This is a genomic window from Leclercia adecarboxylata, assembly GCF_006171285.1.
GTDB lineage: Bacteria > Pseudomonadota > Gammaproteobacteria > Enterobacterales > Enterobacteriaceae > Enterobacter > Enterobacter barmai.
Genome location: NZ_CP040889.1, coordinates 601,163 through 627,913, shown reverse-complemented (window position 1 = coordinate 627,913; position 26,751 = coordinate 601,163). Strand labels below are relative to the sequence as shown.

General features: G+C 57.6%; 24 protein-coding genes. 14 read left to right on the top strand and 10 right to left on the bottom strand.

What is annotated here, in order from left to right; translation table 11 throughout:
* Positions 1-79: 79 nt before the first annotated feature.
* Positions 80-1,774, bottom strand: coding sequence for a nitrate/nitrite two-component system sensor histidine kinase NarQ (narQ, locus tag FHN83_RS04760; protein WP_139563342.1), 1,695 nt, complete (start codon positions 1,772-1,774; stop codon positions 80-82).
* 197 nt (positions 1,775-1,971) lie between these two features.
* Here narQ and aegA point away from each other — a divergent pair, with 197 nt between their 5' ends.
* The 3 genes from aegA to FHN83_RS04745 all read left to right on the top strand — a co-directional run bounded on the left by aegA (position 1,972) and on the right by FHN83_RS04745 (position 5,731).
* On the top strand, positions 1,972-3,921 hold the full coding sequence (gene aegA / locus FHN83_RS04755; RefSeq protein ID WP_139563341.1) for a formate-dependent uric acid utilization protein AegA: 1,950 nt from the start codon (positions 1,972-1,974) through the stop codon (positions 3,919-3,921).
* Positions 3,922-3,986: 65 nt separating this feature from the next.
* Entirely contained in the window at positions 3,987-4,562 is a 576-nt protein-coding gene (nudK, locus tag FHN83_RS04750) for a GDP-mannose pyrophosphatase NudK (RefSeq protein ID WP_138370001.1), read from the top strand.
* Positions 4,563-4,687: 125 nt separating this feature from the next.
* Positions 4,688-5,731, top strand: coding sequence for a DUF1176 domain-containing protein (locus tag FHN83_RS04745; RefSeq protein ID WP_138369787.1), 1,044 nt, complete (start codon positions 4,688-4,690; stop codon positions 5,729-5,731).
* A gap of 104 nt (positions 5,732-5,835) precedes the next feature.
* On the opposite strand, the gene tkt is transcribed toward FHN83_RS04745, so the two are convergent.
* Positions 5,836-7,824: a transketolase gene (tkt, locus tag FHN83_RS04740; RefSeq protein WP_039029672.1), complete on the bottom strand. Its 1,989-nt coding sequence runs from the start codon at positions 7,822-7,824 to the stop codon at positions 5,836-5,838.
* Between the two features lie 19 nt (positions 7,825-7,843).
* A complete protein-coding gene (gene tal, locus FHN83_RS04735) occupies positions 7,844-8,794 on the bottom strand; it encodes a transaldolase (protein WP_039029671.1) in 951 nt (316 codons plus the stop codon).
* A 292-nt stretch (positions 8,795-9,086) separates the two neighbouring features.
* Here tal and maeB point away from each other — a divergent pair, with 292 nt between their 5' ends.
* On the top strand, positions 9,087-11,366 hold the full coding sequence (gene maeB / locus FHN83_RS04730) for an NADP-dependent oxaloacetate-decarboxylating malate dehydrogenase (RefSeq protein WP_139563340.1): 2,280 nt from the start codon (positions 9,087-9,089) through the stop codon (positions 11,364-11,366).
* A 58-nt stretch (positions 11,367-11,424) separates the two neighbouring features.
* Here the strand turns inward: maeB and hemF are convergent, their stop codons facing one another.
* Both hemF and amiA read right to left on the bottom strand, forming a co-directional pair.
* Positions 11,425-12,324: an oxygen-dependent coproporphyrinogen oxidase gene (gene hemF / locus FHN83_RS04725; RefSeq protein WP_139563339.1), complete on the bottom strand. Its 900-nt coding sequence runs from the start codon at positions 12,322-12,324 to the stop codon at positions 11,425-11,427.
* Positions 12,324-13,199, bottom strand: a complete 876-nt coding sequence (gene amiA, locus FHN83_RS04720; protein ID WP_139563338.1) for an N-acetylmuramoyl-L-alanine amidase AmiA — start codon at positions 13,197-13,199, stop codon at positions 12,324-12,326. Before amiA ends, hemF begins: the two co-directional genes overlap by 1 nt.
* A gap of 212 nt (positions 13,200-13,411) precedes the next feature.
* On the opposite strand from amiA, the gene FHN83_RS04715 reads away from it, so the two are divergent.
* The 10 genes from FHN83_RS04715 to pdxK all read left to right on the top strand — a co-directional run bounded on the left by FHN83_RS04715 (position 13,412) and on the right by pdxK (position 21,743).
* Positions 13,412-13,837 carry a GNAT family acetyltransferase gene (locus FHN83_RS04715; RefSeq protein ID WP_032613000.1) on the top strand — a complete coding sequence of 142 codons (426 nt, stop codon included), beginning with the start codon at positions 13,412-13,414 and terminating at the stop codon, positions 13,835-13,837.
* Positions 13,824-14,273 carry a DUF2919 domain-containing protein gene (locus FHN83_RS04710; RefSeq protein ID WP_039029667.1) on the top strand — a complete coding sequence of 150 codons (450 nt, stop codon included), beginning with the start codon at positions 13,824-13,826 and terminating at the stop codon, positions 14,271-14,273. Before FHN83_RS04715 ends, FHN83_RS04710 begins: the two co-directional genes overlap by 14 nt.
* 62 nt (positions 14,274-14,335) lie before the next feature.
* On the top strand, positions 14,336-14,911 hold the full coding sequence (locus tag FHN83_RS04705; protein ID WP_039029666.1) for an RpoE-regulated lipoprotein: 576 nt from the start codon (positions 14,336-14,338) through the stop codon (positions 14,909-14,911).
* A gap of 93 nt (positions 14,912-15,004) precedes the next feature.
* Entirely contained in the window at positions 15,005-15,904 is a 900-nt protein-coding gene (locus FHN83_RS04700) for a Dyp-type peroxidase (RefSeq protein WP_139563337.1), read from the top strand.
* Between the two features lie 162 nt (positions 15,905-16,066).
* Entirely contained in the window at positions 16,067-17,083 is a 1,017-nt protein-coding gene (locus FHN83_RS04695) for a sulfate ABC transporter substrate-binding protein (protein WP_139563336.1), read from the top strand.
* Positions 17,083-17,916 (top strand): sulfate/thiosulfate ABC transporter permease CysT, encoded by an 834-nt coding sequence (gene cysT, locus FHN83_RS04690; RefSeq protein WP_039029663.1) that lies wholly within the window; start codon positions 17,083-17,085, stop codon positions 17,914-17,916. Before FHN83_RS04695 ends, cysT begins: the two co-directional genes overlap by 1 nt.
* Entirely contained in the window at positions 17,916-18,791 is an 876-nt protein-coding gene (cysW, locus tag FHN83_RS04685) for a sulfate/thiosulfate ABC transporter permease CysW (protein WP_139563335.1), read from the top strand. The genes cysT and cysW overlap by 1 nt, the downstream gene beginning before the upstream one ends.
* The gene (cysA, locus tag FHN83_RS04680) at positions 18,781-19,875 is read left to right on the top strand and encodes a sulfate/thiosulfate ABC transporter ATP-binding protein CysA (RefSeq protein WP_039029661.1); all 1,095 of its coding nucleotides are present in this window, start codon (positions 18,781-18,783) and stop codon (positions 19,873-19,875) included. Before cysW ends, cysA begins: the two co-directional genes overlap by 11 nt.
* Positions 19,876-19,989: 114 nt before the next feature.
* Positions 19,990-20,901 carry a cysteine synthase CysM gene (gene cysM / locus FHN83_RS04675; protein WP_039029660.1) on the top strand — a complete coding sequence of 304 codons (912 nt, stop codon included), beginning with the start codon at positions 19,990-19,992 and terminating at the stop codon, positions 20,899-20,901.
* 5 nt (positions 20,902-20,906) lie between these two features.
* The gene (gene pdxK / locus FHN83_RS04670) at positions 20,907-21,743 is read left to right on the top strand and encodes a pyridoxine/pyridoxal/pyridoxamine kinase (protein ID WP_138369794.1); all 837 of its coding nucleotides are present in this window, start codon (positions 20,907-20,909) and stop codon (positions 21,741-21,743) included.
* Positions 21,744-21,791: 48 nt separating this feature from the next.
* On the opposite strand, the gene crr is transcribed toward pdxK, so the two are convergent.
* The 5 genes from crr to cysZ form a co-directional block, all read right to left on the bottom strand.
* Positions 21,792-22,295, bottom strand: coding sequence for a PTS glucose transporter subunit IIA (gene crr, locus FHN83_RS04665; RefSeq protein WP_039029658.1), 504 nt, complete (start codon positions 22,293-22,295; stop codon positions 21,792-21,794).
* Between the two features lie 43 nt (positions 22,296-22,338).
* The gene (ptsI, locus tag FHN83_RS04660) at positions 22,339-24,066 is read right to left on the bottom strand and encodes a phosphoenolpyruvate-protein phosphotransferase PtsI (protein ID WP_039029657.1); all 1,728 of its coding nucleotides are present in this window, start codon (positions 24,064-24,066) and stop codon (positions 22,339-22,341) included.
* Between the two features lie 44 nt (positions 24,067-24,110).
* Positions 24,111-24,368, bottom strand: a complete 258-nt coding sequence (gene ptsH, locus FHN83_RS04655; RefSeq protein WP_000487600.1) for a phosphocarrier protein Hpr — start codon at positions 24,366-24,368, stop codon at positions 24,111-24,113.
* Between the two features lie 378 nt (positions 24,369-24,746).
* Positions 24,747-25,718: a cysteine synthase A gene (cysK, locus tag FHN83_RS04645; RefSeq protein ID WP_039029656.1), complete on the bottom strand. Its 972-nt coding sequence runs from the start codon at positions 25,716-25,718 to the stop codon at positions 24,747-24,749.
* A gap of 154 nt (positions 25,719-25,872) precedes the next feature.
* On the bottom strand, positions 25,873-26,634 hold the full coding sequence (gene cysZ, locus FHN83_RS04635; protein ID WP_039029655.1) for a sulfate transporter CysZ: 762 nt from the start codon (positions 26,632-26,634) through the stop codon (positions 25,873-25,875).
* Positions 26,635-26,751: the final 117 nt, after the last annotated feature.

Sequence of the window (26,751 nt, the reverse complement as noted above, 5' to 3'; positions counted from 1 at the left end):
CCGCGCCATCGCCCGTTGTGCAGCGGTGAGTATTGTTCATCCGCGCGGCTGAAAGATGACTCCCCGGCTGTTTTTACCGTTATTTACCCTCGATGGTAGTTGAAGAGCGAAAACTCACGCTGACCTGAGTGCCGCCGTCCGGCGGCTGCGAGAAGCTCAGGGTTCCCCCCAGGCGGTCGGCGCGCTCGCGCATAATGTTCAGGCCGTAGTGACCCGGCGGTTCGCTGGCATCGCCAATCCCGATGCCGTTATCACGAACAGTCACCCTGTGGCTGCCGTCCGGGTCGGTGACGCAGCTGACCGTAATCTCGCTGGCCTGCGCATGCTTGATGGCGTTCAGCACCGCCTCCCGGACAATCTGCAGCAGGTGCACCTGCATCTGCGCATCCAGCGCCAGCGACGAAAGCTGGCAGTCGAGGCTCAGCCGGGCGGCGGTCTGTTTTTGTAAATCCTCCAGCGTCTCCTGCAGGGCGGCAGGCAGATTGACCTGGTTCAGCGTCAGGCGGAAGGTGGTAAGCAGTTCGCGCAGCTGGCGGTAGGCGGCATTCAGCGCCCGGGAGAAATCGGTGATGATCGCCTGCGCCGTTTCGTTCTCCTCCGGTACCGCATGTTTAAGCAGCGTCAGCTGGATGCGCAGATAAGAGAGCACCTGCGCCAGGGAATCATGCAGCTCGCGGGCGATGGTGGCGCGCTCCTCCATCAGCAGCAGCTGGTGATAGTGCTTCTGCGCCTGGTTGGAAAACAGGCCCCGGCCAAGCATCGTCGCGACGCTCTTCATCAGCGGCACCGGAACGGCGCGCTGCGCGCTTTGCCAGCGCAGTTCGCCGAAGCGGGTCTCCAGCATCACCACCGGCAGCACCTGGGTGTCGAGGTGCGCTGCGGCTTCCCCCTCCTGCATCTGCCAGCCGTCGCTGGTGTGCAGGGCCAGATAATTTATCCCGGTATATTCGCAGACAGTGTGCAGGATGTTGCGGAAGCAGTGGCTGTCTATCTTGCCGGTATTCAGCGCCTGGGAGCAGGTAAACAGCATCTCCAGCTGCTGATGGGCTTCGTGCAGATGGTGCGTCTTCTCCTCAACCGAACTCTCCAGCGAGCGGTACAGGCTGTGCAGTTCCGTCGACATATGATTGAAGGTGCGGGAGAGCAGGCCAAGCTCGTTGGGCAGATCGGTATCCGGCACCGGGGTATCAAAGTGGCCTTGCTCGATTTGCAGGCTGGAGGTCACCAGGTGATTGAGCGGGGCGACCACCTGCCGGCGGATCCGGCGCAGGGTGATAAACACCAGCAGGAAAATACCCGTCCCGCCCGCCAGGGAGATGGCGAACACCAGCCGGATCTTATGTTCGGCGTAGTGCTGCAGGGAGAGAACAAAAGCGTCGATACGCGCCACGTACGCGTCCATCTGGCCCTGATACCAGACGTAATCGCCCTGGGCGAGTTTCTGATCCACCGCCTGCCATGAGATCTGCAGCTGGCGATAGCGCTCTTTTACCTCGTCCGGCACATACCAGCTTTTCAGGGTGAGCAGGGCAGGGGCGTTCAGGGTTTGCTGCCAGATTTTGCGATGCGGCAGCAGGTCGACGCTGCCCCGCTGGATATCGTATCCCAGGCGATAGCTCTGCATTCGCAACGAGCCGGCCAGGTTAATCGCCTCGGCATCACGCTGCCCGCTGGCGAGGGTAAATAGCGCGATGGCGCTGGTCAGCAGAGAGAGGGAGATGATGGAGAAAAAGGCCCGGGCAAGGCTGCGTGAAACAGGTTGTTTAACTCTCACTAATCGCGTCCTGATAAGCCTTGTTTTAAAGGAATGAAACGTAATTTCACTGGCGGTGAAATTAATTGATCTGACACAGGTTCAGGCGAAATATTTCCCGTTCCTGGGCAAATGAACATTGCCTGTTACCGTTGCGGTGGGTAAATACACTATTCCATTAAAAGAATAAGGTTATCAGAGCCTGCAAGGGAATCGTCATGAACCGTTTTATTATGGCAAATAGCCAGCAATGTATAGGATGCTATGCCTGCGAGGTCGCTTGCGTCATGGCACATAATAATGAGCAACACGTCCTCAGCCAGCGCCAGTTTACCCCTCGTATCACGGTGGTGAAAGAGGGCAGTAAGCGTAGCGCCGTCACCTGCCATCACTGTGAAAACGCCCCCTGTATGCAGAGCTGCCCGAACGGGGCCATCAGCCGGGTGGATGACAGTGTGCAGGTGGAAGGACACAAATGTATCGGCTGTAAAGCCTGCGTGGTTGCCTGCCCGTTTGGCACCATGGAGATCGTCACCACGCCTCTTGCGGCCACTGCCCAGAAGTGCGATCTCTGCCCTGAACGCCCGCAGGGCCCCGCCTGCGTGGAGAGTTGCCCGGCAGATGCCCTGTCGCTGGTCACCCCCGATAACCTGAACCAGCTGGCTCGTGCCCGACGACTGCGCACCGCGCGGCATGAGGCCCAGCCGTGGCAGACCCGGTCGGCGAGCGTGAGCAAAACCTTTAGCAAACGCGAGCACATGAACGCGCTGCCAGCGCGCGGCGAGCCGGATAAGCTCACCCCCGAAGCGCGGGCGGGTAATTTTGACGAAATCTATCTGCCGTTCCGCCCGGCGCAGGCGCAGCGGGAGGCAGACCGCTGCCTGAAGTGTGGCGAGCATTCGATCTGCGAATGGACCTGCCCGCTGCACAACCATATTCCCCAGTGGATCGAGCGGGTAAAAGCGGGGGATATCGACGCTGCGGTAGAGTTATCCCATCAGACCAACTGCCTGCCGGAAATCACGGGCCGGGTCTGCCCGCAGGACAAACTCTGCGAAGGGGCCTGCACGGTGCGCGACGTGGCCGGGTCGGTGACCATCGGCAACATCGAGCGCTATATTTCGGATCAGGCGCTGGCCAAAGGCTGGCGGCCGGATCTAAGCCAGGTCACGCCGGTCAATAAAAAGGTGGCGATTGTCGGGGCGGGACCTGCCGGGCTGGCCTGCGCCGACGCGTTGATCCGCCGCGGTATCAGCGTCACGGTATTTGACCGTCATCCGGAAATCGGCGGCCTGCTCACCTTCGGCATTCCGGCCTTTAAGCTGGATAAATCCCTGCTGGCCCGCCGCCGGGAGATCTTCACCGCCATGGGCATCCGCTTTGAGCTCAACTGCGAGGTGGGCAAAGACATCCGGCTTACGCAGTTGCTCAGCGATTACGACGCCCTGTTTGTCGGCGTGGGCACCTACCGCTCGATGAAAGCGGGCATTCCTCATGAGGATGCCCCGGGGGTCTACGATGCCTTGCCGTTCCTGGTGGGCAATACCCGCCAGCTGATGGGACTGCCGTCATCAGCGGATGACCCCTTTGTTGATACCGCCGGGCTGAACGTGGTGGTGCTGGGGGGCGGCGATACGGCGATGGACTGCGTGCGTACCGCCCTGCGTCACGGGGCGGCAAACGTCACCTGCGCCTATCGCCGGGATGAAGCCAACATGCCGGGCTCGAAGAAAGAGGTTAAGAACGCTAAAGAAGAAGGCGCGGCCTTTGAATTCAACGTCCAGCCGGTGGAGTTGACCCTTGATGATAATGGCCGGGTAAACGGCATCCGCCTGCTGCGCACCCGACTGGGTGAACCCGACGCCCAGGGCCGCCGCCGTCCGGTGCCGGTTGAGGGCAGCGAGTTTGTCATGCCTGCCGATGCGGTGATTATGGCCTTCGGCTTTAACCCCCATGCGATGCCCTGGCTGCAGGCGCAGGGTGTGGAGGTGGATGACTGGGGGCGGATTGCCGCCAGCGTCGAATCACGCTACCGCTATCAGACCAGCAACCCGCAGATCTTTGCCGGTGGCGACGCGGTGCGCGGCGCCGACCTGGTGGTGACGGCGATGGCCGAAGGGCGACATGCCGCCCAGGGGATCGCCGACTGGCTTGGAGTCATCCATTAACCCGACGGGCGACAATGCGGGCTTCGCAGCGTAGTATGACCGGCATGATGCGCAACGGAGCCCGTATTACCGTGAAAATTGAACTAATTAAAGACAAGTGCCTTTCGGATAACTATTTCATCCTGCGTAACCTTACCTACGACCTGACGCGGCGTAACGGCGAAGTGGTGCGCCACAAACGCGAAGTTTACGATCGCGGCAACGGTGCCACGGTCCTGCTCTATAACCGTGAGAAGAAGAGCGTGGTGCTGATCCGCCAGTTCCGCATCGCCACCTGGGTGAACGGCAACCCCGACGGACGCCTGATTGAAGCCTGCGCCGGGCTGCTGGACAACGACGAGCCGGAAGTGTGCATTCGAAAAGAGGCGGTTGAAGAGACCGGCTTTGTGGTCGGCGAGGCGCGTAAAGTGTTTGAACTCTATATGTCTCCGGGCGGAGTAACAGAGATCGTCCATTTCTTCGTGGCGGAATACAGCGACGCCCGGCGCGCCGGGGAGGGCGGCGGGATTGAAGATGAAGAGATTGAGGTGCTGGAACTGCCCTTCGTTCAGGCACTTGCGATGATACAGACGGGTGAAATACGGGACGGCAAAACGGTGATATTATTGCAATATTTGCAAAGTTCCGGGTTAATGGCTTGATCTTATTACCGTTAATAAGATGTATTTTATATAAATCTATCCGATAAATCTGATTGAGCTACCCCGTTATGAGCAGGAAGATACGGTCTGTCTGTCCAGTCATTGCTTCCGGGATCCTGCTATTCATGCGTCACTGCCTTTTACTTGTTTTCATGCTCAGCGTGCTGCCTGCGTCTTTGGCCCGGGCGGCACCTGCACAGCAGTCGTTCACTGACTGGCAGGTGACCTGCAATAACCAGAACTTTTGCATCGCGCGCAACACCGGCGAGCACAACGGGCTGGTGATGACCTTAAGCCGCAGCGCCGGGGCGAAAACCGACGCGGTGCTGCGTATCGATCTCGGTGGGCTGGAAACGCCCGATCCTAAACAGCCCGCCATCGCGCCCCGCTTGCTGCTTGACGGCGAGCCCTTGCGCCTCGATCCCCCGCACTGGAAAATTACCCCGTGGCGCTTGACCACTGACCATGCCGCCACCATTACCGCCCTGTTGACCACCCTGCAGCAAAAAAGGGCTATCACCCTTGCCGACGGCAAGCAGACGATCTCTCTGGATGGGCTGAAAGAGGCGCTGCAGTTTATTGACGCCCAGCAAAAGCGTGGCGGGAGTGAAACGGCGTGGATCAACAAAGGCGCGCAGCCGCCGCTGAGCGTGCCGCCCGCACCTGCGCTGAAAGAGGTGGCCGTGGTGAACCCGACCCCGACGCCGCTTACCCGCGAGGAGCGCAGCGATCTACTGGACTATGGTACCTGGCGCATCAATAACAGCCAGTGTTCCCTCGACCCGGCGCGTCGTGAAGTGCGGGTCACCGCCTTAACGGATGACAAAGCGCTGCTGATAGTCAGCTGCGAGGCGGGGGCATACAACACCGTCGATCTGGCCTGGCTGGTCTCGCGTAAAAAGCCGTTCGCTTCGCACGTGGTGCGCCTGCGCCTGCCTTTTGTGCCGTCGAGCGACAGCAGCGAGATGGAGTTAATGAACGCCAGTTTTGATGAGAAGAGCCGCGAGCTGACCACCCTGGCGCTGGGCCGGGGCATTGCAGACTGCGGTATCCAGACGCGCTGGCGTTTTAGCGGGCAGCGCTTCCGTCTGGTGCGCTATGCCGAAGAGCCGAGCTGCGATAACTGGCATGGCCCGGATTCATGGCCGACGCTGTGGATTACAAGGTAAAAGCAAAACGGCAACCCTATGGTTGCCGTTTTTAGTGTTTGCTCCCTCTCCTTGTGGGAGAGGGCCGGGGTGAGGGCATCAGGCCGCACAACCCGGCAACGCACTTAAAGCAAATTCTGCGCCTTCTCTACCACGTTCTCCACGGTAAAGCCGAAGAACGGGAACAGCTTGTCGGCCGGAGCGGATTCACCGTAGCCGGTCATCCCGACGATTGCCCCCTTCAGCCCGACGTACTTGTACCAGTAATCCGCAATCCCCGCTTCAACGGCCACACGCGCCGTCACGTCTGAAGGCAGCACCGACTCGCGGTAGGCTTCATCCTGGGCATCAAAGATATCCGTGGAAGGCAGCGACACCACCCGCACCGCATGGCCTTCGGCGGTGAGTTTCTCGGCCGCCTTGACGGTGATCTCCATCTCCGAACCGGTGGCAATCAAAATCACGTCCGGCTTGCCGCCGCTGTCTTTGAGGATATACCCGCCGCGGGCAATGTTTTTCACCTGCTCCGGGGTACGTTCGATCTGCGCCAGGTTCTGACGGGAGAGGATCAGCGCCGTCGGGCCGTTATGACGTTCCACCGCCAGCTTCCAGCCCACCGCTGCTTCGACCTGATCGCAAGGACGCCAGGTGCTGAAGTTCGGCGTCAGACGCAGGCTGGCCAGCTGTTCCACCGCCTGGTGGGTCGGGCCATCTTCCCCGAGACCAATGGAGTCGTGGGTATAGACCATGATCTGCCGGGCCTTCATCAGCGCCGCCATACGCGCGGCGTTACGCGCATACTCCACGAACATCAGGAAGGTGGCGGTGTAAGGCACGAATCCGCCGTGATGGGCGATACCGTTGGCAATGGCGGTCATCCCGAACTCGCGCACCCCGTAGTGAATGTAGTTCCCGGCAAGATCCTCTTTGATCGAGGTGGAACCCGACCAGATCGTCAGGTTACTGGGCGCCAGATCCGCCGAGCCGCCCAGCAGCTCCGGCAGGCTCGGGCCGATGGCATTAAGGACGTTTTGCGACGCCTTACGGGTGGCGATTTTCGCCGGGTTAGCCTGTAGATTCTCAATCAGCGCCTGGGTGGTCTCTTCCCAGTCCTCAGGCAGCCCACCGCTCATGCGACGGCTGAACTCAGCCGCCAGCTCCGGATGCGCCTTCTGGTAGGCCGCGAATTTGTCGTTCCACTCTTTCTGGGCTTTTTCGCCCGCCTCGCGGGCATCCCAGGCCTGGTAGATCTCTTTTGGCACTTCGAAGGCCGGGTATTTCCAGCCCAGCTTCTGCCGGGTCAGGGCCACTTCCTCTTCGCCCAGCGCCGCGCCGTGGGCCTCTTCCTTCCCGGCTTTGTTCGGGGAACCAAATCCGATGACCGTACGACAGATAATCAGCGACGGTTTGTCCGTCACGCTTTGCGCTTCCTGAATAGCCGCTTTCAGCGCCTCGGGATCGTGGCCGTCAATCTCATGCACCACGTGCCAGTGGTAGGCTTCAAAGCGTTTGGCGGTGTCGTCGGTGAACCAGCCCTCGGTTTCGCCGTCAATGGAGATGCCGTTGTGATCGTAGAAACCAATCAGCTTGCCCAGACCCAGCGTGCCCGCCAGAGAGCAGACCTCGTGAGAGATCCCCTCCATCAGACAGCCGTCGCCCATAAACACATAAGTATGGTGATCGACAATTTCATGTCCCGGCTGGTTAAACTGCGCCGCCAGCGTGCGCTCGGCAATCGCCAGCCCAACCGCATTCGCCAGCCCCTGACCGAGTGGCCCGGTGGTGGTTTCGACGCCTGGCGTATACCCCAGCTCCGGGTGTCCCGGCGTTTTCGAGTGCAGCTGACGGAAATTTTTCAGCTCTTCCAGCGGCAGGTTATAGCCGGAGAGATGCAGCAGGCTGTAGAGCAGCATCGAGGCGTGACCGTTAGAGAGAATAAAGCGGTCGCGGTCGTACCACGTCGGATCGTTGGGGTTATGTTTCAGGAAGTCGTTCCACAACACTTCGGCGATATCGGCCATGCCCATAGGTGCGCCTGGATGGCCGGAATTGGCTTTTTGCACGGCATCCATGCTGAGGGCGCGAATGGCATTGGCTAACTCTTTACGGGACATAGTTCACTCCATGGCAAGGTTACAGTTTGGCGGCGAGCAGATCTTCAAGTTTGCGTTGGTCGACCGCGAAAAGACGGATCCCTTCTGACAGCTTCTCGACCGCCATGGCGTCCTGATTATGCTCCCAGCGGAATTCGGCTTCGGTCATGGGTTTTGGTTTTGGCAGCACCGTCGAGGACGGCACCAGGCGGCGGATAACCGGCTCATCTTTGTCCTGCAGCTCTTTCAGCAGGTTAGGGGAGATGGTCAGGCGGTCGCAGCCGGTAAGGGCGAGGATCTGCTCGGTGCGGCGGAAGCTGGCACCCATCACGATGGTTTCGTAGCGGTGTTGCTTGTAGTAGTCGTAGATATTGCGAACGGATTTCACGCCGGGATCTTCTTCCACCACGTAGGGGTCCATCGGCTGGCGGGCCTGATACCAGTCATAGATACGCCCGACGAACGGGGAAACCAGATGCACGCCGGCTTCGGCGCAGGCGCGTGCCTGAGCGAAGGAGAACAGCAGGGTGAGGTTACAGTTGATCCCCTCTTTTTCCAGCACTTCGGCGGCGCGGATCCCCTCCCAGGTGGAGGCCAGCTTGATCAGAATGCGTGACTTCTCGACATCCTGCGCCTCGTAGAGCTGCACCAGGTGCCGCGCTTTGGCGATGCTTTTCTCCTGGTCAAAGGAGAGGCGGGCGTCCACTTCGGTGGAGACGCGCCCCGGAATGCTTTTCAGAATTTCGCTACCAATATTCACCGCCAGCTTGTCGCTGGCCTCGGCAACCTGTTGTTCTTTGGTTTTACCGCGTCCTTTACCGTACGCGATGGCGTCGTCAATCAGGTGCGAGAAGTGCGCCAGGCCGGCGGCTTTCAGCAGCAGCGACGGGTTGGTGGTCGCATCCTGGGGCTGGTAGTGGCGGATGGATTCGATATCACCACTGTCTGCAACGACCGTGGTGAATTGTTTGATGCCGTCTAGTTGGTTCATAAATGATTACTCCTTATAAATAAAAGAGTTGATGGAGTGCTTAGAAACACACTTCTGTGAATTTCGCGACGTACTTAACAAAAAAGCATAGCAGACGAGCATGGTCTTGCTTCGTTGGGCAGGTAACATGATTGTTATAAATTGATAACAATTTTTGTTTCTGGATGGTCAGAGTTTGGCAGCCTTCAAAGTTTGAACGGCGGTCAACGGCGATACTGTCCGCCACGCCAGGGTGAACATCAGGACCATAACTACATCACCCTTTTTAACGATAAGTGAAAGGAACCCTACAATGGATGAGCAGTTAAAACAGAGTGCCCTCGATTTTCATGAATTCCCCGTACCAGGCAAAATTCAGGTTTCTCCGACCAAACCTCTCGCCACCCAGCGCGACCTGGCGCTGGCCTACTCGCCCGGCGTCGCCGCGCCCTGTCTCGAAATCGAAAAAGATCCGCTGGCGGCCTACAAATACACCGCCCGCGGCAACCTGGTGGCGGTGATCTCCAACGGTACGGCGGTTCTGGGGCTGGGCAATATCGGGGCGCTGGCCGGTAAACCGGTGATGGAAGGGAAAGGCGTACTGTTCAAAAAATTCGCCGGTATCGACGTGTTTGATATTGAAGTGGACGAGCTCGACCCGGACAAATTCATCAACGTGGTGGCCGCGCTGGAGCCGACCTTTGGCGGCATCAACCTCGAGGACATCAAAGCGCCGGAATGTTTCTATATCGAGCAGAAGCTGCGTGAGCGCATGAACATTCCGGTGTTCCACGACGATCAGCACGGAACGGCGATCATCAGCACCGCCGCCATCCTCAACGGCCTGCGGGTGGTGGAGAAAAACCTCTCTGACGTGCGCATGGTGGTCTCCGGCGCGGGTGCGGCAGCCATCGCCTGTATGAACCTGCTGGTGGCGCTGGGCATGCAGAAGCACAACATCGTGGTCTGCGACTCCAAAGGGGTGATCTACAAGGGCCGCGAAGCCAATATGGCGGAGACCAAAGCCGCCTACGCCGTGGATGACGACGGCAAGCGCAGCCTGGCAGAAGTGATGGACGGCGCGGATATCTTCCTCGGCTGCTCAGGCCCGAAAGTGCTCAGCGAAGAGATGGTGATGAAGATGGCGCGCGCGCCGTTAATCCTCGCCCTGGCCAACCCGGAGCCGGAGATCCTGCCGCCGTTGGCAAAAGCGGTGCGCCCGGATGCCATTATCTGTACCGGCCGCTCTGACTATCCGAACCAGGTGAACAACGTTCTCTGCTTCCCGTTCATCTTCCGCGGGGCGCTGGACGTCGGCGCTACCGCCATCAACGAAGAGATGAAGCTGGCTGCGGTTCACGCCATTGCCGAACTGGCCCACGCCGAGCAGAGCGAAGTGGTGGCCTCAGCCTATGGCGATCAGGATCTGAGCTTCGGCCCGGACTACATCATTCCTAAACCGTTCGATCCGCGCCTGATCGTGAAGATTGCTCCGGCGGTTGCGAAGGCGGCGATGGACTCCGGCGTGGCGACACGCCCGATTCAGGACTTTGACGCCTACGTCGATAAACTCACCGAGTTCGTCTACAAAACCAACCTGTTTATGAAGCCGATCTTCTCCCAGGCGCGCACGGACGCAAAACGCGTGGTGCTGGCGGAAGGGGAAGAGGCGCGCGTCCTGCACGCCACTCAGGAGCTGGTGAGCCTGGGGCTGGCGAAGCCGATCCTGATTGGCCGTCCGAGCGTGATCGAGATGCGTATCCAGAAGCTGGGGCTGCAGATCAAGCCGGGCGTGGACTTTGAGATCGTCAACAATGAGTCCGATCCGCGCTTTAAGGAGTACTGGAACGAGTACTACGCCATCATGAAGCGCCGGGGGATCACCCAGGAGCAGGCCCAGCGGGCGGTGATCAGCAACACTACGGTGATCGGGGCGATCATGGTTCACCGCGGCGAGGCTGACGCGCTGATCTGCGGCACCATTGGTGACTATCACGAGCACTTCAGCGTGGTACAGGAGATCTTCGGCTATCGCGAAAACGTGCATACCGCCGGGGCGATGAACGCGCTGCTGCTGCCAAGCGGCAACACCTTTATTGCCGACACCTACGTTAACGACGATCCAACCCCGGAACAGCTGGCGGAGATCACCGTGATGGCGGCGGAAACGGTGCGTCGCTTTGGTATCGAACCGAAAGTGGCCCTGCTGTCGCACTCCAACTTTGGCTCATCCAAATCGGCTGCCGCCTGCAAAATGCGCCAGACCCTGGACCTGGTACGCGAGCGCGCGCCTGAGCTGATGATCGACGGGGAAATGCACGGCGACGCCGCGCTGGTGGAGAGCATCCGCAACGAACGCATGCCGGACAGCCCGCTGAAAGGCTCTGCCAACGTGCTGATCATGCCGAATGTGGAAGCGGCGCGTATCAGCTACAACCTGCTGCGCGTCTCCAGTTCTGAAGGGGTGACCGTGGGGCCGGTGCTGATGGGCGTGGCGAAACCGGTGCATGTGTTAACCCCGATTGCCTCTGTGCGTCGCATTGTGAACATGGTGGCGCTGGCGGTGGTAGAGGCGCAGACGCAGCCGCTGTAAGTGGGATTCCCCTCACCCCGGCCCTCTCCCCTTTGGGGAGAGGGTTAGGGTGAGGGGGTTAAATCCAGTCCCGAACCTTAATAAACTCCTTCAGGGCAGCCTCGCGGCTGCCTTCTTTCGGTTCAAAGCTGTACTCCCAGCGCACCAGCGGCGGCATCGACATCAGAATCGACTCCGTGCGTCCGCCGGTCTGCAGGCCGAACAGCGTGCCGCGATCCCACACCAGATTAAACTCCACGTAACGCCCGCGGCGATAGAGCTGGAACTCGCGCTCGCGCACGCCGTAATCGTGGTTCTTGCGCCGTTCGACAATCGGCAGGTAGGCGTCGGTGTAGCTATTGCCGACCGCCTGCATAAAGCTGAAGGCGGTATCGAAGTCCGGGGTGTTCAGATCGTCAAAGAACAGGCCGCCAATGCCGCGCTGCTCGTCGCGGTGCTTGAGGTAAAAATAGTCATCGCACCACTTTTTGTATTTCGGGTAGACCTCTTCGCCAAAGGGCTGGCACAGGTCGTGGGCGGTCTGGTGCCAGTGCACCGCGTCCTCTTCAAACCCGTAGAAAGGCGTTAAGTCGAAGCCGCCGCCAAACCACCACACCGGATCGGCGCCCGGTTTCTCGGCGATAAAAAAGCGCACGTTGGCGTGGCTGGTGGGTACGAACGGGTTATGAGGATGGACAACCAGCGAGACGCCCATCGCCTCAAAGCTGCGGCCTGCCAGTTCCGGGCGGTGCGCGGTCGCCGAGGCGGGCATCGCGTCGCCGTGCACGTGGGAGAAGTTGACCCCGGCCTGCTCGAATACGCCGCCGTTGCGCAGTACGCGGCTGCGCCCGCCGCCGCCGGCTTCGCGCTGCCACTCATCCTGCTGGAATTCACCGCCATCGACGGCGCTCAGTTTCTGGCAAATGTCATCCTGCAGTTGCAGCAGGAAGGCTTTGACCAGATGTGCATTGGGTTTCATCAACGTTTCCTGGAGTGCGCTTTCTGGTTATCGAACCAGCTGAAGTAACTGATAATGCCGGAGGCAATCGCGTTGGCGATCTTCTGACGAAACGCCGTGGTGCCGAGCAGACGCTCTTCTTCCGGGTTGGTAATAAAGGAGGTTTCCACCAGCACGGACGGAATTGACGGCGATTTCAGCACCACAAACGCCGCCTGTTCGGTGCCTTTGCTGTGCAGACGGTGCACCGGCTTAATCTTCTTCAGAATATGCGACCCGAGCGTCAGGCTGTTTTTGATGGTATCGGTCTGAACCAGGTCAAACAACACCTGCTGCAGGAGATGATCTTTGTCGGTGGTTTTCTTCCCGGCCACCTCATCCGCGCGGTTTTCCCGGTCGGAGAGGTATTTTGCCATGGCGCTACTGGCACCACGGTTGGAGAGGGCAAACACCGATGCGCCGGCCGCCGAGGGGTTAGTAAAACCGTCCGCGTGGATCGACATAAACAGATCCGCGCCGTGCTGGTGGGCGATCTCCACGCGGTCGTACAGCGGAATAAAGGTGTCGCCGGAGCGCGTCAGGCGGGCGTCAATGCCGTTGCTGCGTAAAATCGACCGGACATTTTTTGCAATCGCCAGCACAACGTGTTTTTCTTTCGAACCGTTTTTGCCAATGGCGCCAGTATCAATGCCCCCGTGGCCCGGATCGAGCATCACCAGACGCTTCGCCCCGGCTTTTTTGGTTTTGGGCTTGCTGTGTCCGTTACTGGTTTTTAGCGTGCTCTCTTCTTTTGCCTGAGCCTGCTTTGCGATGCCTGTTAACGTTAAGGCCGCCAGCCCCGCTTTGAGAACCTGACGACGCGATGTGAGTGCTTTTAATGGTTTGAATGTGCTCATGCGGCCTGAATTGTAAAAATTGGGGTCCTGGTGTTATATCGTATCGTCTTTTCCGTTACGACAGTCCATGTGGCGAATTGTTTTACTTTTCATTTCAATACGTGACAAAGTGCCATTATGCCAAATTTTCAGGCGTTTTTCGCTGGATATTGGCGAAAGAGGGCGTTCGCGTCATAATCACTGTTTTTGAACCCAAAAAGGCGGTTAATACCATGGAGATACGCGTTTTTCGCCAGGCAGACTTCGAAGAGGTCATCACCCTTTGGGAGCGCTGCGAGCTACTGCGACCGTGGAACGATCCGGAGATGGACATTGAGCGTAAGCTCAATCATGACGTCAGTCTGTTCCTGGTGGCGGAGGTCAACGGTGAAGTGGTGGGCACCGTGATGGGCGGCTACGACGGGCATCGCGGCTCGGCGTACTATCTGGGCGTGCACCCGGAATTTCGCGGACGCGGCATCGCTAACGCGCTGCTTAATCGTCTGGAAAAGAAACTGATCGCCCGCGGCTGTCCAAAAATTCAGATCATGGTGCGGGAAGATAATGACATGGTGCTGGGCATGTACGAGCGACTTAACTATGAACATGCCGACGTGCTGACGCTGGGCAAGCGCCTGATAGAAGATGAAGAGTATTGATTTCCACCCGGGCGACTACGACAGCCACGGCCGGGTCCGCCTGCCGTTTCTGTTCTGGTGCGTGCTGCTGCTTCAGGCCCGTACCTGGGTGCTGTTCGTGATGGCCGGGGCTTCCCGCGATCAGGGCAACACCCTGCTGAACCTGTTTTATCCCGATCACGATAACTTCTGGCTCGGGCTGCTGCCGGGGATCCCGGCGGTGCTGGCCTTTATGCTGAGCGGGCGGCGGCATCTCTGGCCGCGCCTGTGGCAGGCTCTACGCGGGCTGCTGATCCTTGCTCAGTGCGTTCTGCTGTGCTGGCAGCCCCTGCTGTGGTTGAAAGGGGAAGCCCTGAGCGGCGTGGGGATTGCGCTGGTGGTGGCCGATATTGTGGCGCTGCTGTGGCTGCTGACCAACCCCCGTCTGCGCGCCTGTTTTACGCCTGAGAAAGATTAAACGGCACTTTTTAGCGATGCTGTACTCCAACAAGCGTTCAAATAACCAGAAAGGAACTCCCGATGAAATCGCTGCGTTTACTGTTATGCGCGCTCCCCGTTGTCCTGACGGGCTGTTCAACGCTCTCCGCCGTTAACTGGTCTGCGGCCTATCCCTGGAACTGGTTCGGCTCCTCCACCGACGTGACCGAGCAGGGCGTCGGAAATCTCACCGCCGCCACGCCGCTGGAACAGAGCGCCATCGAATCGGCACTGGGCGGTGATTACCGGCTGCGCAGCGGCATGAAAACACAGAACGGCAACATCGTGCACTATTTCGAAGCGCTGAAAGATGACCAGCTGGCGATGGTAATAAACGGTGACAAAAACACGGTGACGCGCATCGAAGTGCTGGACAGCGACGTTGAAACCGACAGCGGCGTGAAGGTCGGTACCCCGTTCAGCGACCTGTATCAGAAGGCCTACGGCAACTGCACCAGCGCCCCGAACGAAGAGAGCGTGGCGGTGGAGTGTAAGGCGGAAGGCAGCCAGCACATCAGCTATCAGTTCAGCGGAACCTGGAACGGCCCGGAAGGGTTGATGCCTTCTGACGACGCGCTGAAAAACTGGAAAGTCAGCAAAATTATCTGGCAGCAGTAAATTGCGCCTGGACAAGCCGCCTCGTTAAAAAAGCGGGTATAATCGCCGCCAACAATGCCACGACTTCGTGGCATCTTTTTTTCAGGAGGAGCGATGTCTCAGGTTCAGAGTGGCATTTTGCCAGAACATTGCCGCGCGGCGATTTGGATCGAAGCCAATGTCAAAGGGGATACCGATGCCCTGCGTGCGGCCAGCAAAGTCTTTATTGATAACGTGGCCACCTTCCAGGCCAAATTCCCGGATGCGCACTGCGGCGCGGTGGTGGCGTTTGGCCACGACGTCTGGCGTCAGCTGAGCGGCGGGGAAGGGGCAGAAGAGCTGAAGGACTTTGTCCCTTACGGTAAAGGTCTGGCCCCGGCCACCCAGTACGACGTGCTGATCCATATTCTCTCTCTGCGTCACGACGTGAACTTCTCCATTGCCCAGGCCGCGATGGCTGCCTTTGGCGACTGCGTTGAGGTAAAAGAAGAGATCCACGGTTTCCGCTGGGTGGAAGAGCGCGATCTAAGCGGCTTCGTTGACGGCACCGAAAACCCGGCAGGGGATGAGACCCGCCGTGAAGTGGCGGTGATCAAGGAGGGCGTGGATGCGGGCGGCAGCTACGTGTTCGTTCAGCGCTGGGAGCACAACCTCAAGCAGCTTAACCGCATGAGCGTGCACGACCAGGAGATGATGATTGGCCGCACCAAAGAGGCCAACGAAGAGATCGACGGCGACGACCGCCCGGCGACCTCACACCTGAGCCGCGTGGATCTGAAAGAGGACGGTAAAGGACTGAAGATTGTCCGCCAGAGCCTGCCGTACGGCACCGCCAGCGGGACAAATGGCCTCTACTTCTGCGCCTACTGCGCACGCCTGTACAACATCGAACAGCAGCTGCTGAGCATGTTTGGCGACACCGACGGCAAGCGCGACGCAATGCTGCGCTTCACCAAACCGGTGACCGGCGGCTACTACTTTGCACCGTCCATCGAGCGTCTGCTGGCGTTATAAAAGCCCCCTCACCCTGACCCTCTCCCCTGTGGGGAGAGGGGATTAATGCTTATTCCCTTTTCTGCTTCCAAATCACTAAACGGTATATAAAACCGTTACTCCTTTAGTACTCGTTATAAATATGATGACCCTTAGAAAAACATCACATCTTAAGGGTGCGCAATGGCCGTTACTGTACTGAAAAAAGGATCTCTGGTGCTGGCAGCTTCCGTGTTGCTGGCCGCGCAGGCGCAGGCAACCGAGCTGTTGAACAGCTCTTATGACGTCTCGCGCGAGCTCTTTGCCGCCCTGAACCCGCCATTCGAACAGCAGTGGGCGAAAGACAATAACGGCGACAAACTGACGATCAAGCAGTCCCATGCCGGCTCGTCGAAGCAGGCGCTGGCCATTCTGCAGGGGCTGAAGGCCGATGTAGTCACCTATAACCAGATTACCGACGTGCAGATCCTGCACGACAAAGGCAAGCTGATCCCGGCCGACTGGCAGACCCGTCTGCCGAACAACAGCTCGCCGTTCTATTCCACCATGGGCTTCCTGGTGCGTAAGGGCAACCCGAAGAACATTCACGACTGGAACGACCTCGTGCGTTCAGACGTGAAGCTGATTTTCCCGAACCCGAAAACCTCCGGCAACGCCCGTTACACCTATCTGGCCGCCTGGGGCGCCGCGGACAAAGCGGACGGCAACGATAAAGCCAAAACCGAACAGTTCATGACCCAGTTCCTGAAAAACGTCGAAGTGTTCGATACCGGCGGGCGCGGGGCGACCACCACCTTCGCGGAGCGCGGTCTGGGTGATGTGCTGATCAGCTTTGAATCGGAAGTGAACAACATCCGTAAGCAGTACGAAGCCCAGGGCTTTGAAGTGGTGATCCCGAAAACCAACGTGCTGGCGGAGTTCCCGGTGGCGTGGGTGGATAAAAACGTCGAAGCCAACGGCACAGAGAAAGCGGCGAAAGCCTATCTGAACTATCTCTACAGCCCACAGGCCCAGACGGTGATCACCGATTATTACTATCGCGTGAACAACCCGGACGTGATGAACAAGCTGAAAGATAAATTCCCGCAGACCGACCTGTTCCGCGTGGAAGACCATTTTGGCGGCTGGCCTGAAGTGATGAAAACCCATTTCGTCAGCGGCGGTGAGTTAGACAAACTGTTGGCGGCGGGGCGTAAGTAATGTTTGCAGTTTCCTCCAGACGTGTGCTGCCGGGCTTTACCTTAAGCCTCGGGACCAGCCTGCTGTTCGTCTGTCTGATTTTGTTATTACCGCTCAGCGCGCTGGTGGTTCAGCTCTCTGAGATGAGCTGGTCCCAGTACTGGGAGGTGATCAGCAACCCGCAGGTGGTGGCGGCCTATAAAGTGACGCTGCTGTCGGCGTTTGTCGCTTCTATCTTTAACGGCGTGTTCGGCCTGCTGATGGCGTGGATCTTAACCCGCTACCGCTTCCCGGGCCGCACGCTGCTGGATGCGCTGATGGATTTACCCTTCGCGCTGCCGACGGCGGTGGCGGGCTTAACGCTCGCTTCGCTGTTCTCCGTTAACGGTTTTTACGGCGAGTGGCTGGCGAAGTTTGATATCAAAGTGACCTACACCTGGCTCGGCATTGCGGTGGCGATGGCCTTTACCAGCATCCCGTTTGTGGTGCGTACCGTGCAGCCTGTGCTGGAAGAGTTAGGTCCGGAATACGAAGAAGCGGCAGAGACCCTGGGCGCGACGCGCTGGCAGAGTTTCCGCAAAGTGGTTATGCCCGAGCTCTCTCCGGCTCTGCTGGCAGGCGTGGCGCTGTCGTTCACCCGCAGCCTCGGTGAGTTCGGCGCGGTGATTTTTATCGCCGGTAACATCGCGTGGAAAACTGAAGTGACCTCGCTGATGATTTTTGTCCGTTTGCAGGAGTTTGATTACCCGGCGGCGAGCGCCATTGCCTCGGTGATCCTCGCAGCCTCGCTGCTGCTGCTGTTCTCGATTAACACTCTGCAAAGTCGCTTTGGTCGACGCGTGGTAGGTCACTAATGGCGGAAGTTACTCAATTGAAACGCTACGACGCCCCCCGCATTAACTGGGGAAAGTGGGTGCTGATTGGCACCGGCGTGCTGGTATCGGCCTTCATACTGGTCGTGCCGATGGTCTACATCTTTGTCCAGGCGTTCAGCAAGGGGATTATGCCCGCGCTGCAAAACCTGGCCGATCCGGATATGCTGCATGCGATCTGGCTGACGGTCATGATTGCCCTTATTACCGTGCCGGTGAACCTGGTGTTTGGCATCCTGCTGGCCTGGCTGGTGACGCGCTTTGACTTCCCGGGCCGCCAGCTGCTGCTGACCCTGCTGGACATTCCGTTCGCGGTCTCGCCGGTGGTCGCCGGTCTGGTCTATCTGCTGTTCTACGGCTCCAATGGCCCGCTGGGCGGCTGGCTGGATGAACATAACCTGCAGATCATGTTCGCCTGGCCGGGCATGGTGCTGGTCACGGTCTTTGTCACCTGTCCGTTTGTAGTGCGTGAGCTGGTGCCGGTGATGTTAAGTCAGGGCAGCAACGAAGACGAAGCGGCGGTTCTGCTGGGCGCATCCGGCTGGCAGATGTTCCGCCGCGTCACCCTGCCTAACATCCGCTGGGCGCTGCTGTATGGCGTGGTATTGACCAACGCCCGCGCGATTGGCGAGTTTGGCGCGGTGTCGGTAGTGTCCGGCTCGATCCGCGGCGAAACCCTGTCGCTGCCGTTACAGATTGAGTTGCTGCAGCAAGACTACAACACCATCGGCTCGTTTACTGCCGCAGCGTTGCTAACGCTGATGGCTATCTTGACCCTGTTTTTAAAGAGTATGGTGCAGTGGCGTTTAGAGAATCAGGAAAAACGCCAGCATCAGGAGGGAAATCATGAGCATTGAGATTGCCAATATTAAGAAGTCTTTTGGTCGCACCCAGGTGCTGAATGATATCTCACTGGATATCCCTTCCGGACAAATGGTGGCGCTGCTGGGGCCATCTGGCTCCGGGAAAACCACGCTGCTGCGTATTATCGCCGGTCTGGAGCATCAGACCAGCGGGCACATACGTTTCCACGGCACCGACGTCAGCCGCCTGCACGCGCGCGACCGTAAGGTGGGATTCGTGTTCCAGCATTACGCCCTGTTCCGCCATATGACGGTGTTCGACAACATCGCCTTTGGCCTGACGGTGCTGCCGCGTCGTGAACGCCCGGACGCCGCGACCATCAAGGCGAAAGTCACAAAACTGCTGGAGATGGTGCAGCTGGCTCACCTGGCCGATCGCTATCCGGCGCAGCTGTCCGGTGGCCAGAAACAGCGCGTGGCCCTGGCCCGTGCCCTGGCGGTAGAGCCGCAAATTCTGCTGCTTGATGAACCTTTTGGCGCGCTGGATGCGCAGGTGCGTAAAGAGCTGCGCCGCTGGCTGCGTCAGCTGCACGAAGAGCTGAAGTTCACCAGCGTCTTCGTCACCCACGATCAGGAAGAGGCGATGGAAGTGGCCGACCGGGTGGTGGTGATGAGCCAGGGGAATATCGAACAGGTCGACGAACCCGATCAACTGTGGCGCGAGCCGGCAACCCGCTTCGTGCTGGAGTTTATGGGCGAAGTGAACCGTCTGCACGGCAACATCCGCGGCGGTCAGTTCCACGTCGGCGCCCACCGCTGGCCGCTCGGCTATACGCCTGCGTATCAGGGGCCGGTGGATCTCTTCCTGCGCCCGTGGGAAGTGGACGTCAGCCGCCGCACCAGCCTCGACTCGCCGCTGCCGGTACAGGTGCTGGAAGCCAGCCCGAAAGGTCACTATACCCAGCTGGTGGTGCAGCCGCTCGGCTGGTACAGCGAACCGCTGACGGTGGTGATGCGCGACGAAGAGCCGCCATACCGCGGTGAACGCCTGTTTGTCGGTCTGCAACACGCGCGTATTTATCACGATAATGATCGCATCGAGACGCGGGGAGATCTTGCTCTGGCGGAATCTGCCTGATAGTTTATTGACCATGTTTATCGCCCGGTGGCGCTACGCTTACCGGGCCTACAAAAATACGGATGTAGGCCGGGTAAGCGAAGCGCCACCCGGCTTTTTTATTGAGTAAAAATCGTGAATACACTCGAACAAACCATCGGCAACACCCCCCTGATCAAACTGCAGCGCATGGGGCCGGACAACGGCAGCGAAATCTGGATCAAACTGGAAGGCAACAACCCGGCGGGTTCGGTCAAGGATCGGGCTGCGCTGTCGATGATTGTCCAGGCGGAAAAGCGCGGAGAAATCAAACCGGGCGATGTGCTGATCGAGGCGACCAGCGGGAATACCGGCATTGCGCTGGCGATGATTGCCGCGCTTAAAGGCTACCGCATGAAGCTGCTGATGCCGGACAACATGAGCCAGGAGCGCCGTGCCGCGATGCGCGCTTACGGTGCCGAGCTGATTCTGGTGACCAAAGAGCAGGGCATGGAAGGGGCGCGCGATTTAGCGCAAGCGATGGCTGAGCGCGGTGAAGGCAAGCTGCTCGATCAGTTCAATAATCCTGATAACCCCTACGCGCATTACACCACCACCGGGCCGGAGATCTGGCAGCAGACCGAAGGGCGCATCACCCATTTCGTCTCCAGCATGGGCACCACGGGCACCATCACCGGTGTCTCCCGTTTTCTGCGCGAGCAGGAAAAGGCGGTCACCATTGTCGGCCTGCAGCCGGAAGAGGGCAGCAGCATCCCGGGTATTCGCCGCTGGCCTGCGGAGTACATGCCGGGCATCTTTAATGCCCAGCTTGTGGACCAGGTGCTGGATATTCACCAGCGCGAGGCGGAAAATACCATGCGTGAACTGGCCGTGCGCGAAGGCGTTTTCTGCGGCGTCAGTTCTGGCGGCGCGGTAGCGGGTGCACTGCGGATTGCAGAGGCAGTGCCCGGCGCGGTAGTCGTGGCGATCATCTGCGATCGCGGCGATCGCTATTTATCTACCGGCGTCTTTGGTGAGGAGAGCTATGCGCAGGGCGCAGGGATCTAAACGCGATGGAGATGATTTTATTCCGGGATAAAACCCGGGCGCAGCAGAGCGATATTGTGGCGGTTCAGTCCCAGGTGGTGTACGGCAGCGTGGGTAACAGCATTGCGGTACCCAATATCCGCCAGCATCGTCTTAACGTGACGGCGGTCCCGACGGTGCTGTTCAGTAATACTCCGCACTACGACACCTTTTACGGCGGGGTGATCCCCGACGAATGGTTCAGCGGTTACCTGAAAGCGCTGGAAGAGCGTGACATTTTGCGCGAGCTGAAGGCGGTCACTACCGGCTATATGGGCAGCGCCAGCCAGATTATCCTGCTGGCAAACTGGCTGCGCGCGGTGAAGGTGCAGCATCCCGACCTGCTTATTCTGGTCGATCCGGTGATTGGCGACACCGACAGCGGAACCTACGTTAAACCCGAAATCCCGGAAGCCTACCGCCAGCATCTGCTGCCGCTGGCGCAGGGGATTACGCCGAACGTCTACGAGCTGGAAGTGCTCAGCGGAAAAACCTGTCGCGATAACGACAGCGCCATTGCCGCCGCAAAAGGGCTGCTTTCCGATACCCTGCAGTGGGTGGCGATCACCAGCGCCCCTGTAAGTGGCGATGCGGACGCTATTCATGTGGTGCTGGTTTCCCACGATAACGTGACGGTCAGCGCGCACCCACGTATCAAAGCCGATCTGAAAGGCACCGGCGATCTCTTCTGTTCTGAGCTGGTGAGTGCGCTGGTACAGCAGGAGAGCGTGGCGGCGGCGATAAGCCGGGCAGGGGACAGGGTGACGCAGGTCATGCAGTACACCCAGGAGAAGGGTTACGACGAGCTGGTTTTACCCGCGTAACAAACAAAAATGGCGCCCGAAGGCGCCATTTCTCTGTGCGGCTAAAAATTACTTTTTGATGCGGATAACCGGGGTTTCACCCACGGTAACGCTGCCGGACAGTTTGATCAGTTCTTTGATTTCGTCCATGTTGGAGATAACAACCGGAGTCAGGGTAGACTTGGCTTTCTCTTCCAGCAGTGGCAGATCGAATTCAATAACCGGGTCGCCAACTTTAACGCGCTGGCCTTCTTCAGCGATACGCTTGAAGCCTTCGCCTTTCAGCTCGACGGTGTCGATACCGAAGTGAACGAACAGCTCAATACCGCTATCAGATTCGATAGAGAATGCGTGGTTGGTTTCAAAGATCTTACCGATGGTACCATCTACCGGTGCAACCATTTTGTTACCGGTTGGTTTGATAGCAATGCCATCACCCACGATTTTCTCTGCAAACACGACATCCGGCACGTCTTCGATGTTGACGATTTCACCAGACAGCGGAGCAACAATCTCAATAGTTCCGGTGTCGTTGTTGCCTTTGTCACCGAACAGTTTACTAAATAACCCCATTAGCCATCTCTCCTAAGCAGTAAATTGGGCCGCATCTCGTGGATTAGCAGATTGTTTTTTCTTCAATGAACTTGTTAACCAGCGTCATTAACTCGTCCGTTGTCGGTTGAGCAAGAGCCTGCTCTGCTAATACCTTCGCATCTTCGAAGTTCGTGTTACGGATGATCTTCTTAATGCGCGGGATGGAAATGGCGCTCATAGAGAATTCGTCCAGACCCATACCCAGCAACAGAAGTGTAGCACGTTCGTCGCCTGCAAGCTCACCACACATACCAGTCCATTTGCCTTCCGCATGAGAAGCATCAATAACTTGCTTGATAAGCGTCAGGACGGACGGTGACATTGGCTGGTAAAGATGTGAAATCATATCATTACCACGGTCAACTGCCAGGGTGTACTGGGTTAAATCGTTGGTACCAATACTAAAGAAATCGACTTCTTTCGCTAAATGACGGGCAATCGTTGCTGCGGCTGGGGTTTCCACCATCACGCCAACTTCGATGGATTCATCGAATGCTTTACCTTCGTCACGCAGTTCCTGTTTGTAGATCTCAATCTCTTTCTTCAGTGCGCGCACTTCTTCAACAGAGATGATCATCGGGAACATGATGCGCAGCTTACCGAAAGCGGACGCACGCAGGATAGCGCGGACCTGGTCGCGCAGGATCTCTTTACGATCCATCGCGATACGCACGGCACGCCAGCCCAGGAACGGGTTCTCTTCTTTCGGGAAGTTCATGTACGGCAGCTCTTTGTCGCCACCGATGTCCATGGTACGGACGATAACGGCCTGGGAGCCACAGGCTTCAGCAACCGCTTTATAGGCAGCGAACTGCTCTTCTTCGGTTGGCAGGGCGTCACGGTCCATGAACAGGAATTCAGTACGATAGAGACCAACACCTTCCGCGCCGTTGCGCTCAGCGCCATCGACGTCGCGAACGGTACCGATGTTTGCGCACACTTCAACCTGATGACCATCCAGGGTGATGGCTGGCAGATCTTTCAGCTTAGCCAGCTCCGCTTTTTCAGTCGCAACCTGCTCCTGAACCGCGCGCAGTTTTTCGATCTCTTCGTTAGTTGGGTTGACGTAAACCAGATTGTTTACGGCATCCAGAATCAGATAGTCGTCGTTTTTAACCTGAGCGGTGACGCTACCGGTACCCACGATGGCTGGCAGCTCCAGAGAACGCGCCATGATAGAGGTGTGGGAGGTACGGCCACCGGCGTCAGTGATGAAACCCAGCACCTTGTTCAGGTTCAGCTGTGCGGTTTCTGACGGGGTCAGGTCAGCAGCAACCAGAATAACTTCATCCTGAATGGCGCTCAGATCGATGATGGCAAGGCCGAGGATGTTGCGCAGCAGGCGCTTACCGATATCACGCACGTCAGCCGCACGCTCTTTCAGGTATTCATCGTCCAGCTCTTCCAGGGCAGTTGCCTGACCTTCGATAACTTCATGCGCAGCGGCATCCGCCGTCATGCCTTTATCTTTAATCAGGGCTATGATTTCCTGCTCAAGCTCCTCATCTTCGAGCAACATGATGTGCCCTTCGAAGATGGCTTCTTTTTCTTCACCGAAAGTTTCGCCAGCTTTAGTTTTGATCGTTTCCAGCTGCGCAGATGCTTTTGCACGGCCGCTCAGAAAACGTTCAACTTCCTGATTTACCTTATCAGCAGAAATTTTTTTCCGGTCGATGACGATCTCGTCTTCTTTCAGCAGCAGTGCTTTGCCGAAAGCGATACCCGGGGATGCTAAAATGCCTGAAATCATAACCCTACCTTACTTGTGACTGATATTTAAAAGAACCCGGAAACTTACTCGAGCTCAGCCATCAGTTTTACCAGATGCTCAACTGCTTTCTGCTCGTCTTCGCCTTCAGCGGAGATGGTCACAACGGTGCCCTGAGTCAGACCCAGAGTCTGCAGTTTGAACAGGCTTTTTGCGCTCGCGCTTTTGCCGTTGGAAGTCACAGTGATCTCAGAAGTGAAGCCTTTTGCTTCTTTAACAAACTGAGCAGCAGGGCGGGTGTGCAGACCGTTCGGAGCGGTAATGGTAACTTCTTGCTGGAACATTGTATTTCCCCAACTTATTGGTTTAGTGTTGTGGAACTAAAGTCTAGCCTGGCGGCAGGACTTTAGCCTGTATTGTTAGCACCGGCTCAACGGCACGTGACACCAAAGTGTCAAACATATCCGGTGCTGGCATGTCAGGCTGCTGACGTCTCGCTCGACATTAAACATTATGCCGCGAAAGCAAGACTTGAACCAAATCATAAAATCGATTCAGCAGCGGGAATTCCTGCAACGATTAATTTCGTGCTTCAAAATAATTGTCAGCTTAAATACCAGAGCCAACGGGGTTGAGCAATGCCGGAAGAGATAAAAGTTTGAAGCAGGCCACAAAAAAGCACCCATATGGGTGCTTTTTTACGCGATATTTACATTCTGGCACTACTGTTGCAGTTCTTTCTCGGTAAAGAGATCGGCAAACAGTGCAGTACTTAAATAACGCTCACCCGACGATGGAAGAATAACCACGATATTCTTATTGGTAAAGGTTTCATCTTCGAGTAATTTCAGCGCGGCGGCGACGGCAGCACCGGAAGAGATACCTGCCAGAATGCCTTCTTCTTCCATCAGGCGGCGTGCGGTAGAGATAGCTTCATCGTTAGTGATAGCCACCACTTTATCAATCAGTTTCAGATCCAGGTTGCCCGGAATAAAGCCCGCGCCGATACCCTGAATTTTATGCGGGCCTGGCTTCAGCTCTTCACCGGCCAGCGCCTGAGCAATAACCGGAGAATCGGTTGGTTCAACGGCAACGGTAATCAGATCCTTTTTACCTTTCGTGCCTTTAATATAGCGGCTAACGCCAGTCAGCGTACCGCCGGTACCCACACCTGAAATAAAGACATCAACCTGGCCGTCGGTATCTTCCCAGATTTCCGGACCGGTGGTCTTCTCGTGAATTTCCGGGTTAGCCGGGTTGCTGAACTGCTGGAGCAGCAGATATTTCGCCGGATCGCTGGCAACAATTTCTTCGGCTTTCTGAATCGCGCCTTTCATACCTTTAGCGCCTTCGGTTAAGACCAGATTTGCGCCCAGGGCTTTCAGCAGCTTGCGGCGTTCAATACTCATGGTCTCAGGCATGGTCAGCGTCAGCTTATAACCGCGCGCTGCAGCAACATAGGCCAGCGCGATCCCGGTGTTACCGCTGGTTGGCTCAACCAGCTCCACGCCAGGCTTCAACACGCCACGCTTTTCCGCATCCCAAATCATATTGGCACCGATACGGCATTTTACGCTGAAGCTTGGGTTACGAGATTCCACCTTAGCCAGAATGCGTCCATTACCAATACGGTTCAGTCGAACCAGTGGCGTGTGACCGATAGTCAGCGAGTTGTCTTCAAAAATCTTACTCATGGCCTGTCCTTAACTGTTTGAAATTGGGATACCGACCCAGCATACCTGTTGCAAAAGTATGGGGAAGTAAGGAATTCGCATATCTATATGCTGCAAGGAAATAATGGGGATCAGTATGGAATAAGGGATGGCATAAGCCACCCCTTTTTTTAACTTATTTCCACAACGCGTGTTTGTCTCGATAACAGTCGACCCACATCGCCGTCGCGCCGCAGACCGCCACCGGCATGATGAAAAGATTCAGGAACGGAATCATGGTGAACAGGCTGGTCAGCGCGCCAAACTGCATATTGGCCACCTTACGGCTGCGCAAGGCAGTGCGCATCTCTTTAAACGGTACCTTATGGTTATCGAACGGGTAGTCGCAATACTGAATGGCCAGCATCCAGGCGCTGAACAGGAACCACAGCACGGGCGCAACGGTCTGGCCGATCCCCGGTATAAAGTAGAGAAGCAGCAGCACGATGGCGCGGGGCAGATACCACGCCAACTTCTGCCACTCGCGCTTCATGATGCGCGGCAGATCTTTCATGATACCCAGCACGCCGGTGTCAGGCGGCGTGGCGCCCGTCAGCCGGGCCTCAAGCTGTTCGGCCAGCAGACCGTTAAAGGGGGCCGCAATCCAGTTGGCAATGGTCGAGAAGAAATAGCCAAACACCAGCAGAACCGAAATGATAACGATTGGCCACAGCAGATAGCTCAGCCACTGCAGCCAGTCGGGAACATGGCTCATCAGCGCCGGGATCCAGGTGTCGAGGCGGGTAAACAGCCACCAGAAGGCGCCACCCATCAGCAGAATGTTGATCAGCAGAGGCAGGATCACAAAACGTCTGATGCCGGGCAATGAAACCAGTTTCCAGCCCTGGGAAAAGTACCAGACGCCGCTGCGTGGAGGGGAAGATGTCGATGAAACCATAACCAGGTTGAGCTCCTTTTATCACAACCAGTGAAATTGCCTGCCTATATTAGCCAGTTGCGGCACGTTGACCAGTTCAGAAATGTTCGAAAAAACAGCAAAAAGCACGATTTAGTT

What these genes read in the sequence shown, in the direction of transcription:
- aegA (WP_139563341.1), top strand. Translation starts at nt 1,972, where the DNA reads ATGAACCGTTTTATTATGGCAAATAGCCAGCAATGTATAGGATGCTAT.
- FHN83_RS04745 (WP_138369787.1), top strand. Translation starts at nt 4,688, where the DNA reads ATGCGTCACTGCCTTTTACTTGTTTTCATGCTCAGCGTGCTGCCTGCG.
- tkt (WP_039029672.1), bottom strand. Translation starts at nt 7,824, where the DNA reads ATGTCCCGTAAAGAGTTAGCCAATGCCATTCGCGCCCTCAGCATGGAT.
- tal (WP_039029671.1), bottom strand. Translation starts at nt 8,794, where the DNA reads ATGAACCAACTAGACGGCATCAAACAATTCACCACGGTCGTTGCAGAC.
- maeB (WP_139563340.1), top strand. Translation starts at nt 9,087, where the DNA reads ATGGATGAGCAGTTAAAACAGAGTGCCCTCGATTTTCATGAATTCCCC.
- hemF (WP_139563339.1), bottom strand. Translation starts at nt 12,324, where the DNA reads ATGAAACCCAATGCACATCTGGTCAAAGCCTTCCTGCTGCAACTGCAG.
- amiA (WP_139563338.1), bottom strand. Translation starts at nt 13,199, where the DNA reads ATGAGCACATTCAAACCATTAAAAGCACTCACATCGCGTCGTCAGGTT.
- FHN83_RS04715 (WP_032613000.1), top strand. Translation starts at nt 13,412, where the DNA reads ATGGAGATACGCGTTTTTCGCCAGGCAGACTTCGAAGAGGTCATCACC.
- FHN83_RS04710 (WP_039029667.1), top strand. Translation starts at nt 13,824, where the DNA reads ATGAAGAGTATTGATTTCCACCCGGGCGACTACGACAGCCACGGCCGG.
- FHN83_RS04705 (WP_039029666.1), top strand. Translation starts at nt 14,336, where the DNA reads ATGAAATCGCTGCGTTTACTGTTATGCGCGCTCCCCGTTGTCCTGACG.
- FHN83_RS04700 (WP_139563337.1), top strand. Translation starts at nt 15,005, where the DNA reads ATGTCTCAGGTTCAGAGTGGCATTTTGCCAGAACATTGCCGCGCGGCG.
- FHN83_RS04695 (WP_139563336.1), top strand. Translation starts at nt 16,067, where the DNA reads ATGGCCGTTACTGTACTGAAAAAAGGATCTCTGGTGCTGGCAGCTTCC.
- cysT (WP_039029663.1), top strand. Translation starts at nt 17,083, where the DNA reads ATGTTTGCAGTTTCCTCCAGACGTGTGCTGCCGGGCTTTACCTTAAGC.
- cysW (WP_139563335.1), top strand. Translation starts at nt 17,916, where the DNA reads ATGGCGGAAGTTACTCAATTGAAACGCTACGACGCCCCCCGCATTAAC.
- cysA (WP_039029661.1), top strand. Translation starts at nt 18,781, where the DNA reads ATGAGCATTGAGATTGCCAATATTAAGAAGTCTTTTGGTCGCACCCAG.
- pdxK (WP_138369794.1), top strand. Translation starts at nt 20,907, where the DNA reads ATGGAGATGATTTTATTCCGGGATAAAACCCGGGCGCAGCAGAGCGAT.
- crr (WP_039029658.1), bottom strand. Translation starts at nt 22,295, where the DNA reads ATGGGGTTATTTAGTAAACTGTTCGGTGACAAAGGCAACAACGACACC.
- ptsI (WP_039029657.1), bottom strand. Translation starts at nt 24,066, where the DNA reads ATGATTTCAGGCATTTTAGCATCCCCGGGTATCGCTTTCGGCAAAGCA.
- ptsH (WP_000487600.1), bottom strand. Translation starts at nt 24,368, where the DNA reads ATGTTCCAGCAAGAAGTTACCATTACCGCTCCGAACGGTCTGCACACC.
- cysK (WP_039029656.1), bottom strand. Translation starts at nt 25,718, where the DNA reads ATGAGTAAGATTTTTGAAGACAACTCGCTGACTATCGGTCACACGCCA.
- cysZ (WP_039029655.1), bottom strand. Translation starts at nt 26,634, where the DNA reads ATGGTTTCATCGACATCTTCCCCTCCACGCAGCGGCGTCTGGTACTTT.